This window comes from Pseudomonas sp. R84 (genome assembly GCF_009834515.1).
Taxonomy (GTDB): Bacteria; Pseudomonadota; Gammaproteobacteria; order Pseudomonadales; family Pseudomonadaceae; genus Aquipseudomonas.
The window spans coordinates 6,434,367-6,447,836 of the sequence record NZ_CP019426.1 but is presented as its reverse complement, the minus strand read 5'-3'; the positions used below and the strand labels follow the sequence as shown (position 1 = coordinate 6,447,836).

At 57.1% G+C, this 13,470-nt stretch carries 10 protein-coding genes and 1 pseudogene; all 11 read left to right on the top strand.

What is annotated here, in order from left to right; genetic code table 11:
* The first annotated feature begins 3 nt into the window (after positions 1 to 3).
* On the top strand, positions 4 to 504 hold the full coding sequence (gene tssJ / locus PspR84_RS28755) for a type VI secretion system lipoprotein TssJ (protein WP_007920299.1): 501 nt from the start codon (positions 4 to 6) through the stop codon (positions 502 to 504).
* A 2-nt stretch (positions 505 to 506) separates the two neighbouring features.
* Positions 507 to 1,838 carry a type VI secretion system baseplate subunit TssK gene (gene tssK / locus PspR84_RS28750; RefSeq protein ID WP_007920300.1) on the top strand — a complete coding sequence of 444 codons (1,332 nt, stop codon included), beginning with the start codon at positions 507 to 509 and terminating at the stop codon, positions 1,836 to 1,838.
* A gap of 5 nt (positions 1,839 to 1,843) precedes the next feature.
* On the top strand, positions 1,844 to 2,719 hold the full coding sequence (gene icmH, locus PspR84_RS28745) for a type IVB secretion system protein IcmH/DotU (protein ID WP_016985783.1): 876 nt from the start codon (positions 1,844 to 1,846) through the stop codon (positions 2,717 to 2,719).
* 13 nt (positions 2,720 to 2,732) lie between these two features.
* Positions 2,733 to 6,272, top strand: a complete 3,540-nt coding sequence (tssM, locus tag PspR84_RS28740; protein ID WP_160059948.1) for a type VI secretion system membrane subunit TssM — start codon at positions 2,733 to 2,735, stop codon at positions 6,270 to 6,272.
* Positions 6,272 to 7,000: a PP2C family serine/threonine-protein phosphatase gene (locus PspR84_RS28735; RefSeq protein ID WP_160059947.1), complete on the top strand. Its 729-nt coding sequence runs from the start codon at positions 6,272 to 6,274 to the stop codon at positions 6,998 to 7,000. The genes tssM and PspR84_RS28735 overlap by 1 nt, the downstream gene beginning before the upstream one ends.
* Positions 6,997 to 7,998 (top strand): serine/threonine-protein kinase, encoded by a 1,002-nt coding sequence (locus tag PspR84_RS28730; RefSeq protein ID WP_160059946.1) that lies wholly within the window; start codon positions 6,997 to 6,999, stop codon positions 7,996 to 7,998. Before PspR84_RS28735 ends, PspR84_RS28730 begins: the two co-directional genes overlap by 4 nt.
* A gap of 28 nt (positions 7,999 to 8,026) precedes the next feature.
* A pseudogene (locus PspR84_RS28725) lies at positions 8,027 to 10,027 on the top strand (type VI secretion system tip protein VgrG); the annotation flags it as partial.
* Complete coding sequence (locus PspR84_RS29845; RefSeq protein WP_342794725.1) at positions 10,004 to 10,474, top strand: peptidoglycan-binding domain-containing protein; 471 nt, start codon at positions 10,004 to 10,006, stop codon at positions 10,472 to 10,474. The pseudogene PspR84_RS28725 and the gene PspR84_RS29845, both read left to right, overlap by 24 nt.
* A gap of 11 nt (positions 10,475 to 10,485) precedes the next feature.
* The gene (locus PspR84_RS28720; protein WP_160059944.1) at positions 10,486 to 12,216 is read left to right on the top strand and encodes a peptidoglycan-binding protein; all 1,731 of its coding nucleotides are present in this window, start codon (positions 10,486 to 10,488) and stop codon (positions 12,214 to 12,216) included.
* A 3-nt stretch (positions 12,217 to 12,219) separates the two neighbouring features.
* Positions 12,220 to 12,729 carry a hypothetical protein gene (locus PspR84_RS28715; RefSeq protein ID WP_238785184.1) on the top strand — a complete coding sequence of 170 codons (510 nt, stop codon included), beginning with the start codon at positions 12,220 to 12,222 and terminating at the stop codon, positions 12,727 to 12,729.
* A gap of 94 nt (positions 12,730 to 12,823) precedes the next feature.
* The gene (locus PspR84_RS28710) at positions 12,824 to 13,435 is read left to right on the top strand and encodes a hypothetical protein (RefSeq protein ID WP_160059943.1); all 612 of its coding nucleotides are present in this window, start codon (positions 12,824 to 12,826) and stop codon (positions 13,433 to 13,435) included.
* The last annotated feature ends 35 nt before the right edge of the window (positions 13,436 to 13,470 follow it).

The window sequence follows — 13,470 nt, the reverse complement described above, 5'->3', positions numbered from 1 at the left end:
CGCATGTCTCGCCGCTCGACCGCTTTTTTCAAGACGCTGACTGCGCTCACCGTGCTGGTGCTGCTCGCCGGTTGCTCGTCGCTGTCGCCGTACTCGAAAGTGACCAAGATCAACCTGAAGCTGACCGGCAGCGATCAGCTCAACCCGGACCTCAACGGTCGGCCGTCGCCGATCGTCGTGCGCCTGTTCGAACTCAAGCACCCGGTGACTTTCGAGAACGCTGACTTCTTCAGCCTGTACGAACGCGCCAAGGAATCCCTCAATCCGGATCTGGTGGCCAGCGAAGAACTCGAACTGCGCCCGGGTGAAACCGTGGAGATGAAGCTCAAGGTGGAAGAGGGCAGCCTTTATGTCGGCGTTCTCGCCGCTTACCGCGACTTGCCGGACACTCAATGGCGCCACACCGTTCAGATCACTCCGCTGGAAGTCACCGAAGTCGATCTGACTTTGGACCAGACCGGCATCCGTAACACCAATCAAGTGCTCGCCAAGGCGGATGACTGATCATGAATACCCATAAAGTCATTTGGCAGGAAGGCATGCTGCTGCGTCCGCAGCACTTCCAGCACAACGATCGCTATTACGATCACCAGATGAAAACCCGCACGCAATTGTTGGGTGGTTACACCTGGGGTTTCCTCAACCTGGAGATCGACCTGCAGTTCCTCAACATGGGCAAACTGGTGATCAGTGAAGCCTCGGGGATCCTGCCGGACGGCAGCCTGTTCGAACTCGGTGGCAACACCGAGCCGCTGGCGCTGGACGTGCCGCCGAACACCGGCAACACGCCGATTTATCTGGCGCTGCCGCTGGTCACCGGCAACCACATCGAGTCGCGCCGTCCGGAGCAGTCCGACGTGCTTGCGCGTTACACCGCGTACGACGCCGAAGTGGCCGACTCCAACGCCGGCGACGACTCCGCCAGCCAGGTCAGCTGCGGTCGCCCGGACTTCAAACTGTTGCTCGGTGAGCAGCAGAGCGATCAGGCTTACGTGAAACTGAAGATCTGCGACGTGCTCGACACCACGCCGGACGGCGTGATCAGCCTCGACCCGGATTTCGTGCCGACCTACATTCAGGCCCACGCCTCCAGCTACCTGCTGTCGTGCCTGAAAGAAGTCATCAGCATGCTCAACCACCGTGGCGACACGATTGCCGAGCGGATTCGCTCCAACGGCAAGGTCGGCGGTGCTGAGGTCGGTGACTTCATGATGCTGCAACTGATCAACCGCACCGAACTGCTGCTGCGCCACTACCTCGGCCTGGAGCAAGTGCACCCGGAAGAGTTGTACCGCACGCTGCTGACCATGCTCGGCGATCTGGCGACCTTTTCCGGCGAGAGCAAACGTCCGCGTCTGGACAGCCGCTACTCCCACGCCGACCAGGGCGGCAGCTTCCGCAAGCTGATGGAAGCGATTCGTCAGGTACTGTCGATGGTGCTCGAACAGCACGCCATCGAGCTGATCCTGCAAGCACGTCAGTACGGCATCATCGTCTCGCCGTTGCACGACCACAAACTGCTGGGCTCGGCGTCGTTCGTGCTGGCAGCCAGTGCCAACTGCGACTCCGAAGAACTGCGCCACCGTTTGCCGGCGCACCTCAAGGTCGGCCCGGTGGAGCGTATCCGCCAACTGGTCAACCTGCACTTGCCGGGGATCAAGGTCAAACCGTTGCCGGTGGCCCCACGGCAGATCGCGTTCCACTCGAACAAAACCTATTTCATCCTCGAACTCAGTTCCGAAGACCTGGCACAACTCGAGCGCTCCGGCGGTTTCGCGTTCCACGTGTCCGGCGAATTCGCCGAGCTTGAACTGAAATTCTGGGCCATCAGGAACTGACCGACATGATCAAGGAAACGGATTACAACCAGGACGACAAAACCGTCCTGCTCGATCGTCAAGGCCACGGACCGGCATCGAGTCCGCTGACCGACTTCGCCGCGCCGCCGCGTTTCGAGCAACTGGAAGAACGCATGATCTACGCCGCGCGCCTGCGCCCGGCCGAAGCGTTCAACATCAGCCTCAACTCGCTGGTCGCCGCCTCGTCCGAGCTGCTCTCGGAAGTGGTGCGCCTCAAGCACAGCGAAACCCGCGAAGACTTGTACGCGCTGAATGAGCGACTGACTGCGGGCCTGAAACTGTTTGAAGTACGCGCCCTGCACAACGGCGCCGAAAGCAGCCAGGTGATGGCCGCGCGTTACGTGCTCTGCACCGTGGTCGATGAAGCTGTCGTGACCACACCGTGGGGCAACGAAAGCGAATGGTCGCAGATGAGCCTGCTGAGCAGCTTCCACAACGAGACCTTTGGTGGCGAGAAGTTCTTCCAGTTGCTCGATCGACTGTCGAAGAACCCGGTCAAGCACTTGCCGATGCTCGAGCTGATGTACCTGTGCCTGTCCCTCGGTTTCGAGGGCAAGTACCGCGTACAGGCACGCGGCATGCTCGAGCTTGAAGGCATCCGCGATGCTCTGTATCGGCAGATTCGTCAGTTGCGTGGCGACGTGCCGCGCGAGTTGTCGCCGCACTGGGAAGGCTTGAACGATCAGCGTCGCAACCTGGTGCGCATCGTGCCGGCGTGGATGGTGGTGTTGTTCACTTTCGTCTGTCTGGTGGTGATGTATTCGGGCTTCGCCTGGGTCTTGGGCGAGCAGCGCGACACCGTTCTGCAACCTTATCAGCCGCTTGATCCAGCCGCGGTTCAACCGCAGTCGCAGCCGTAAACAGGGACGTGTGATGAAAAAGTTTTTCAAGAAAGTCGGCGCCTTCCTGCGCCAGACCTGGGTCTGGACCTTACTGCTGGTGCTGTTCGTGGCGCTGCTGGTGTGGTTCGTCGGCCCGTTGTTGGCGGTTGATGATTACAAGTTCTGGGAGAGCTCGACCTCTCGCTTGCTGACCATCGCTGTGCTGTTCCTGATCTGGGGCCTGACCATGGTCTTCGTCAGCTGGCGCGCGGGTATCCGCAAGAAAGCCGAGGAAGAAAGCGAGGACGGCCAGGATCGCATTCGCCGCGAAGAGCTGATCGACGAAGAACAGAAGGAGTTGAAAGCGCGCTTCAAAGACGCGCTGAAAACCCTGAAGACTTCCAGCCTGTATCGCGGCCGCAGCGAGCGCTGGCGCAGTGACTTGCCGTGGTATCTGCTGATCGGTCCGCAGGCTTCCGGCAAGACCAGCCTGCTGGACTTTTCCGGTCTGGAATTCCCGATCAACAAGATCGACCGCAAGCTGACCCGCGACACCCTCGGCACTCGTCATTGCGACTGGTACTTCGCCGACCACGGTGTGCTGATCGACACCGCCGGGCGTTACACCACGCAACCGGATGTGGAAGTCGACGGCGGTGCCTGGACGACGTTGCTGGAGCTGTTGCGCAAGCGTCGTCGCGGGCGTCCGTTGAACGGCGTGCTGGTGACCATTCCGGTGGAAACCCTGCTCGGTGGCAGTGAGCAGGACATCGACACCCTCGCGCGCCAGATTCGCGGCCGTCTGCAAGACGTGCATCAGAAACTGCACGTCGACGTGCCGGTCTATCTGGTCCTGAGCAAGGCTGACAAGCTGCTCGGCTTCGACGAGTTTTTCGATCAACTGACCCGCGAAGAAAGCGATCAGGTACTCGGCACCAGTTTCCGCAAGGATCAGGTCGGCACCGACGTCGCTGTGTTGCGCAACGAGTTCGAAGAACTGCTGCGTCGCCTCAACAGCCAAGTGATCATGCGCATGCACTCCGAGCGCGACACTCAGCGCCGTGGCCGCATCCTCGACTTCCCGCATCAACTGGGGCAGATCGGCGAGCGCCTGTGCCTGTTCGTCGACATGGCGTTCACCGGCAACCGTTATCAGCGTGCCACGCAACTGCGCGGTTTCTACCTGACCAGTGCGCCGCACCTGACCCAAGAGATGGATGCGACCACCGCCGGCATCGGCGCCAGTCTCGGCATGAGCGCCGGCGTGCTGCCGACCCTGCGCAGCGGCCGTTCGCGGTTCATTCATCACTTGTTCAGCCAAGTGATTTTCCCTGAGTCCGATCTGGCCGGTCTGGACAAGCGCGAGCGCAGCCGTATTCATTGGGGTCAACGTGCGTTGTACGTCGGCGCACTGGCGGCACTGGCACTGTTCGGCATGCTATGGGCGGGCGGTTTCTCGGCCAACTACGAGCGTCTGGAAAACTTGCGCAATCTGGCGCAGAACTGGACGCAGCAACGCACGGCATTGTCGCCGCGTGATGACGCCATGGGCGTGCTGAAAACCCTCGATACCAGCTACGCTGCGACACAGGTGTTCCCGAAGAAGGGCGACGTTTCGTACCACGAACGTGGCGGTCTGTATCAGGGTGAAGACGTCAATCCAGTGGTCAAAGAGGCTTACGAGCGCGAGCTTGAAAAGCAACTGCTGCCACGGGTTGCAACCATGCTCGAAGGGCAGATCCGCGCCAACATGAAGGACCGCGACCGCCTGCTCAACAGCCTGCGCGCGTACCTGATGCTGAACATGAAAGACCGTCGCGATGCCGCGTGGCTGAAGGACTGGGTCGGCACTGACTGGTCGACGCGCTACACCGGTAATACCGCGGTGCAGAACGGTCTGAATGCGCATCTTGAGCGTTTGCTGAAGCAGCCGTTTATCTACCCGCTGAACGACCAATTGGTCACTCAGGCGCGTCAGGTCTTGCGCAGCGAATCGCTGGCTACCGTGGTTTACCGCATGCTCCGCGAGCAGGCGCGTAATCTGCCGGACTACCGCTTCAGCCAACACCTCGGTCCACAAGGCTCGCTGTTTATCGGCACCGAATACGTGATCCCGGGTTTCTACACGCAAACCGGTTATCAGCAGTATTTCTCGGTGCAGGGTTCGGCGCTGGTCACCGACATCCTGCGTGACAACTGGGTACTCGGCGAAGGCGCCGGCATCAGCGACATGGACTTGCGCCGTCTGATGGTCGAGCTGGAGCAGTTGTATTTCCGCGACTACGCCAATTACTGGAGCGAAGCCGTTGGCCAGGTTGCCCTGCCGCCAATCAGCGACGCCGGTGAAGGCGCCGAACAACTGGCGGGCCTGACTTCGGCCAACTCGCCGGTGCTGGCCTTGCTCACTGAAGTGCGTGAGAACACACGCTTCCAGGCCGCTGCAGATCCTGTCGAAGAAGCTGGCGACGCTGCTGATGCGCTGGCCGGGCAGAAAGGCAAACTGGGTAAAGTCGGTAAACTGGCCTCGGCTGTCGCGGACAAGGCTTCGGCCCTGAACGTGGCGAAGACCCTGCCGGACACCGCGAAGAAGTCGCTGCAACGTCGCTTCGAACCGCTGCATCGTTTGCTCGATGACAACAACGGCCCGGCGGCGGACCTGACGCCTGCACTGAACGCGCTCAACGACCTGCAACTGCAACTCGCCGGTCTGGCCCGTTCCAGCACGCCGGAACAAGCCGCGTTCGAAATGGCGAAAACCCGCATGAGCGGCCAGCGTGATGCGCTGACCAACCTGCGCAATGCGTCCAGCCGTCTGCCGCGTCCGCTCAGCGTGTGGTTCAACGTGCTGGCCGAAGACTCGTGGCGCCTGGTGCTCAACGATGCTTACCAATACCTGAACGGCCGTTATCAGAACGAGCTGTACAGCGTGTATGGCAAAACCATCAGCAAGCGTTATCCGTTCAGCGCCAGCAGCACCAGCGACGTAGCGATCAGCGACTTCCGCGAGTTCTTCCGCGCTCAAGGTACCGTCGACCGCTTCTTCGACAGCTACCTGCGTCCGTTCGTCAGCGGCGATCCGGGCAACTACCGCATGCGCAGTGTCGATGGTCACAGCCTGCCGGTGTCGAAAATGTATCTGGACCAGATGGCCGCCGCGCTGACGATTCGTCAGAGCTTCTTCTCGATCAACCCGGCCGAGCCGACCGTGCAGTTCAAACTGGAGCCGTACACCCTCGACCCGGCGGTCAGCCGTTCCGAGTTCAAGTTCGGCGACAAGACCATGGAGTACCGCCACGGTCCGATCCTGCCAATGTCGTTCAAATGGCCGACCGATGCTGAAGACGGTCGTACCAGTCTGGTCATGGACAAAATGGCCGGGCGCCCGATTGGTATCGAGAAGAACTCCGGCCCATGGTCGCTGTTCCGCCTGTTCGACCTGATGCAGACCGAGTACCTGAGCGGGCGAGACGTGCTGGTACTGAAAGCCGACGTAGGTGGCCTGCGCGCTAACTACCTGCTGACCAGCCAGCGCACGCCGAACCCGTTCGACATGGGCGTACTGCGCACCTTCCGTATGCCGGTGCAGCTCTGATGCTGGTGGCCAGTGCCTGGCGCAGCGCGGCGCGTACCGACCCGGGCAAGGTGCGGGCGCGCAACGAAGATGCCTTCCTCGACTCGCCACAGCAGGGGCTGTGGGTGGTCGCGGACGGCATGGGCGGTCATCAGGGTGGCGACATCGCCAGCCAGTTGATCGTCGCCAGCCTGGCTGAACTGCCGCAACACGAGGACTTCGACGAACGCCTCAAAGCCATTCGCCAGTGCCTGCACTGGCTGAACCGGCGCTTGGGGCAGGAGTTGACGGTCACCGCCGGACGCCACGACAGCATCATGGGCAGCACCGTCGTGGCGCTGCTGGTGGAAGGTAATCGCGCGGCCTGCATCTGGGCCGGCGACAGTCGTTGCTACATGTGGCGCGGGCAGCGGCTGTATCAGCTGTCCAAGGATCATTCGCTGCAGCAGCAATTGATCGACGAACAGCAAATGAGCGTCGAGCAAGCGGCAGCGCACCCGGCGGCTCAGGCATTGACCCGAGCTGTTGGTGCGGCCGAAACACTGACCCTGGACGTCCTCGAACTCGAGGTCTATCCGGGCGATGCGTTTTTGCTCTGCAGCGATGGTTTGTATCAGGGCCTGAGCAGCGATGCCCTCGGCAGCGCCCTCAGCCTCAGCGCGCCGCACGTGGCGCTGGAACGGTTGTTCGACGGCGCCCTGCGTGGCGCCGCGCGCGACAACCTGACAGCCGTGGTGATCCGCCAATGACTGAAATCGAATCCTCAGTCGACGACTTGCTGATGAGCGAAGAACAGGCCAACAACCTGACCTACTTCGCCTTCGCCAAGGAGAACAAGGCAGAACCTTTGCTGGCGCCGACCAAGGCCAGCATCGGTGCACTGCCGGATGTACTCGCCGGTCGCTACCACCTCGAGCGTCTGCTCGGGGCCGGTGGCATGGGCGCCGTTTACCGGGCGCGGGATCTGCTGCACGAACAGTTCGGCGATCCCGATCCTTACATTGCGCTGAAAATCCTCAGCGAAGAATTTGCCGAATCGCCGGACGCCAGTGCCTTGCTCTACAGCGAGTTCGCCCTGACCCGACGCCTGCGCCACGACAACGTCGTGCGTGCACACACCTTTGAAGTCGACACCGATTGCCAGCGGGCCTTCATCACCATGGAATACATGCGTGGCCTGACCCTGGACAAATTGCTCTGCGAGCGGCCCCTCGGCCTGCCGTGGCAAGAACTGCGCGACATCGTCCTGCCGCTGCTCGACACGCTGGCCTACGCCCACGGTCGCGGCGTGCTGCACGGTGACATGAAACCGAGCAACGTCATGCTCAGCGAAGACGGCTTGCGCCTCTTTGACTTCGGTCTCGGCCAGGCAGAGGAGGGCGTGATGCCCGGCCTGCCGCACCTGAGCCGCGAACGCTTCAACGCCTGGACCCCGGGCTACGCCGCCCCCGAACTGCTTGAGGGCCAACCGTTGTCGGCCAGCGCGGACGTGTACGGCGTGGCCTGCGTGATCTATGAACTGGCGGGCGGCAAACACCCGTTCCGCCGCTTGCCCTCGACTCAGGCGCGCGATGAGCACCTGGAGCGCGAACTGCAAGCGCCGGCGAACTTACCGAAACACGGCTGGCCAGCGCTGCGAACCGCGCTGAGCTTCAACCCGGCAGAACGCGGCATCACTGCCCAACAATTGCGTGACGCCTTGGGCGCCACTTCGTCCTGGCTGCAACGGTTGCGACTTCGGGCGTAACGGATGACATTCGAACAGGGAGCACTTTATGTTCAACCCAGCTAACGAAACCCACTTCAGCCTCAAGGTCGAAGACTACGTCGGCGACCTGCAAGTGCTGTCGTTCACCGGCACCGAAGGCATCAGCCAGCCGTTTCGTTTCGACCTCGAACTGGTCAGCGAAAACCCTGATCTGGACCTCGAACAACTGCTGCACAAGCAAGCGTTTCTGGCGTTCGATCCGCAAGGCTCCGGCATCCACGGCCAGATCTACCGCGTCGCCCAAGGCGATGCCGGCAAGCGCCTGACCCGCTACAAAGTGTCGATGGTGCCGCAACTGCAATACCTGCATCACCGCACCAACCAGCGCATCTACCAGCAGATGTCGGCGCCGAAAATCATCGCGCTGATCCTCGAAGAACACGGCATCAAGGGCAACGCCTACAGCTTCCAGCTCAGCCAGCCGTGCCCGGATCGCGACTACTGCGTGCAATACGACGAAACCGACCTGCATTTCGTCCAGCGCCTGTGCGAAGAGGAAGGCATTCACTACCACTTCCAGCACAACCCAAAAGGACACCTGCTGGTGTTCGGCGATGATCAGACCGTGTTCCCCGATCTTGGCCAGCCGACCGCGTACGTGCAAGGCAGCGGCATGGTCGCCGAAGAACCGGTGATCAAAGGTTTCAGACTGCGTCTGGAAACCCGTACCAACCGCACCACGCGCCGTGACTACGACTTCGAAAAGCCGCGCCTGCAAATGGAAGCGGCCTACAAACCCGAAGGCGCTCTCGATAGCAAAGACGCCGAACCAGATCTGGAAGACTACGACTACCCCGGCCGTTTCATCGACCGCGCCCGTGGCAAGTTCCTCAGCCAGCGCGCCCTCGAACGCCACCGCGCCGACTACCGTCAGGCCGAAGGTCGCGGCGACCAGACCAAACTGGTCAGCGGCCACTTCATGGAAATGTCCGACCACCCGCGCACCGAGTGGAACGACCTGTGGCTGCTCACTGAACTCTTCCACGAAGGCAAACAGCCGCAAGTCCTCGAAGAAGGCGTGACCAGCGACACCACCGACAACAAAGACGACTTCCACCAAGGCTACCGCAACACCTTCCTCGCCACCCCGTGGGACGTGTTCTACCGTCCGGCCCTCGAACACCCGAAACCGCGCGTGCTCGGCAGCCAGACCGCCATGGTCACCGGCCCCAAAGGCGAAGAAATCCACTGCGACCAATACGGCCGCATCAAAGTCCAGTTCCACTGGGACCGCGAAGGCCAGGCCGACGACAAAACCAGCTGCTGGCTGCGCGTCTCCAGCTCCTGGGCCGGCGACCGCTACGGCGCCATCTCCATCCCGCGCATCGGCATGGAAGTCCTCGTCACCTTCCTCGAAGGCGACCCCGATCAACCGCTCGTCACCGGCTGCCTGTACCACAAGGAAAACCCGGTGCCGTATGCCTTGCCGGCGAACAAGACTCGCAGCGTGTTCAAAACGCTCAGTTCACCGGGCGGTGGCGGGTACAACGAACTGCGTATTGAAGACAAGAAAGGTGCCGAGCAGATCTACATTCATGCCCAGCGTGATTGGGATGAAAACGTTGAGCACGATCAGAAGATTCGGGTCGGTAATGAACGTCACGACACGGTGGTTAAGAACACCTACACCGAGCTGAAGGCCGAGGAACATCGCACCACGATTGCCGACCGCAAGATTGAAGCGAAGCTGGATGATCACCTGACGATTGGGCAGAACCAGCATGTGAAGTTGGGGACTGCGCAGCTCACCAGCGTGGGGAAAGAGATTCACCTTAAGGCTGGGGACAAGATTGTTATTGAGGCGGGGACAGAGCTGACCATTCTTGGGGGTGGGAGCTTTATCAAGCTGGATGGCGGTGGGGTCACGGTGGTTGGGCCGGTGATCAAAATCAATGCTGGCGGTTCTGCGGGATCGGGTACTGGCATCGGGATTAAACCGCCGGTGCTGCCGGGGGCGGCGGATAAGGATAAGGCGGGGAGTTTGATGGATCAGGCGTTGTTGAATGCGCCGGCATCTCCTCCGCCAGCATCCGAGAAAAAGAGCTTCCGTATTCAGATGAAGCGTCCCTATGACAAAAAGGGGATAGCTGGACAGCCCTATATGCTGGAAGTGGACGGCGTGACCTATAAAGGCACAACTTCCGCTGAAGGGTTTGTCGACCAGCCAGTTCCACCTGATGCGAAGAAAGGCAAACTTACCTTCTATCCATTTGGCGCGGAAGCGCAGCCATGGGTATGGGAGTTGGACTTGAAAGCGCAGTCGGAAGCCTCAGACGTGAAAGGGCTTCAGTCCCGCCTTAAAAATCTTGGGTTCTATGATGGGAAAATCGACGGTGAAAATGGCCCGAAAACGAAGCATGCCACCCGTTGTTTCCACCGTTCTTGTGAGTTGGCAGACAAAGATTATCTTTCTTCCAGCGATATTAAGCGTCTCGAAGAACAGCATATTGCATAAGGGAATGAGCAATGATTTACGGTAATTTTGATCTCCGTCGAGGTGATCATGATGGAAAACCTGAGCAAAACAAGCCCCCTCGTTGGGCTGGAAATGATAATCCAGTGTTATCTGTAGTCACTGCAGAAACAGCAGCTGCATTTCTCGGTACTAGCGCAGCTCTTGGTGTTTCAGAGCATGTAAGAAAACTCCAGGAAGACTTAATTACTTTGGGGTTCTCCATTGTGGGGACACCTGATGGAGGGTTTGGTAGTCATACTGAGTGGGCAGTCAGAGAATTTCAAATATATGCGTCCATGGCGCAAGTTGCTAAAGTTAGAGAAGAAAAAAAAGGGCAACTGCTATTGGACTCTGCAGGTTCTCCAGTAAAAGTTAATAACATGGATGTGTATTTCGATAGCTCTGCATCTATAGTGGCAAAGGCTGGAAAGTCTGCGACAGTAACCGGTGAGACAGTCGGCCCTGTTAGTTATTATGTTGATAGTCTTCAGTCTGTCGCTAACTCTTCGATTTATGCCGGCCCAATAAGCGGTGTAGTAAACGAGCTTACTCGAGCTGCAATTGAATATTGGTTGAGCCATGACTACAGATGTCCAGTAGTCGTTGAGGCATGGAATAATACTGCAGCCGGAGTTCGAACTGATCTAGCCAGCAACGGATGCAATTTGTGGGCGCATAATAGTCTTGCTAGTAATGCCCCGCGAGTGTTTTTTAGGGATTTTACTAGCTATTATGACTATCCTGATACACATAGTAGGCTAGAGTATCAAACTCTTGGGTATTATGAGCCTGGCGGTTTCGGTGGACCTAATACGGCAAAGAAGCATAGTTGGTCGCCAGAGGCGGAAATGTCAATCTTGAATCTTTATGACTCTGCCTATAACGCTGCTGAGGCGAATAGCGCCAAGATATCGACATATCGAACTATGCGTGTGGTGGCTGAGGCTGAATGCTATGGGCGATTTGATGTATTGAACGCTTGGGATAATGCGCTTATGTCTGCCGGACCATGTCACTGGACGATGGGGGTATTTTCGACGACAAATTCAGCGTATGCGCCTGGAGAATTGCCTGGACTTATCGCATATGTTAAAAATTTGAATCCTGAAGTTTTTAACAAGGCTTTCGGAAAGTTTGGGTTAGATACCGTTCTCCAGTGGGGAGAGGCCGGACTATATTTCCCTGGAGTACGTACATATAATACGTGGATTAAGCTTAGCACTGAAACTGACTTTGAGGCGTTGCCGACTACAAAGGAGGGTGCGAATTATATGAAAACATGGCACTGGCATTATAGATTTAGTATGGCGGGTCGAACCATCGGGGCCTACCGTAAAGCTATGTGGAAGCTGACAAAACTTCGGTTGAGTAAGATATTGGATAGAGAGGTCAAATTTAGAGTTTCCGGACATGAGGTGGTCAGCACTCTCGGAGCGGTTTTTACTTCAGAAAAATCTGTGGCTATTTTGCTCCGTTGGCACGTGTATCGTCCCGCTTTCGTTGTTACTAACGCGTCGCTCGTTGTTCCGGCAATTCAATTTGTAATTGACTCAAACTCTCAAGTAAATTGGGCATTGCCAGTTGCTAGCTGGGGGGACACGCATGAGACGTTGTTAACCAATGAGATCCAGAGACGGCTTGCTGCTCTGAACGACTCCATCACTAATGCGATTCAGTATGGTACTAATCTTCCGCAAGGTGCGGTCCGGCCGGGCAGAAACTCCTTCATTATGGATGTGTAACTTATGAAATATTTTTTGCTGTTGATTGGTTTGCTACCCGGAATTGCATGGTCTTCTGTGGGAGATATCTGTAATCCAGAACAAGACTCGAAAAGTTTTATTTCTGATTGGAATCTTGGTAATAGTAAGACAAAAGTATTGTCAATGCAGGATGGAAAAGACTTTTTAGTTGATCACGGCAGTATTGTATATGCCGGTGACTTGAATAATGACGGTAATGACGATTTTATTTTTGAAGCGTCAACAGGCGTTGGTTCAAGTGGTGATCGAGTGTTTAGCTTCCTGCTTCAATGTCATGGCTATCTTAAACCACTCGGTGCTTCGTACTTTGCCAAAGTTGAAGTCCTGGAGCCGGAAAGTGAGCAAAAAAACGTATTTAAAGACATAAAAATTTATTCTTATAAACGAAACTCAAACGGGAGTATCCAGCGAAAAGGTGGTGAGCCTCTGATGACACCTCATATTTGGCACTTCAATCCTAGCTCTCAAAAGTATGAAGGGGAGTCTGAATAAGGCGGGAGTTTGCTGAAACAAAAAAGGGACCAGATTTATTGTGCTCTGAGTTAGCGTCTTCGCCGTCGAGTGCTTTTAATAAAAGGTCTTTGTAATGAAAAAATTATTAATTCCTCTCATGGGATTGTCTTTAGTCGCAGTTTTGTCGGTGGCTCAGTCACATCCGCTGGTTATGTGTGGAGTTTCAATTCCAGATATCCCAAGCTTTAAATTGAATGTAAAACTTGAAGATGGTATTTGCTACGGAGAACTGGTCTCGAACGTAAGCTTAAGGCCAGATATTTTGACAGAGGAGAATATTTTTTTAATTGAGCCTGTGGAGTTTGAGAAAAGCCTGGCTGCATCTGGCCGCTTTGATAGCAATGGTAAATATAAATACAGCTATGCTGCTGATGACGCTTTGCAACAAGGGTCAGAAACGGGAGAGGTGGATCTTGCTCATTCGTCAGCGTCGGGCTCCGCCGCAGTCAGAGTATTAATATCCCCTTTTATGCTTTGGGACTCTGAAAAAGACAGAGCTGCAGCTGAAAGTAAGTACTCGGTGAGAAAAAAGGGGCTGTGGTTCGACTGTTTCTATGGGTTGAAAGGCGTGAAAGGTGCAACGGTCAAGTTTTCTGCATGTGTGCCTAGGTCAAACCTCAAAAGTGATCCTAAGTTATCTGATATTAGATCTTCATTTGAGGCTATGACACCGAGCAAAAATTAGTAGATACAGGGGGGGTAGGGGACGGGCTGTCAACT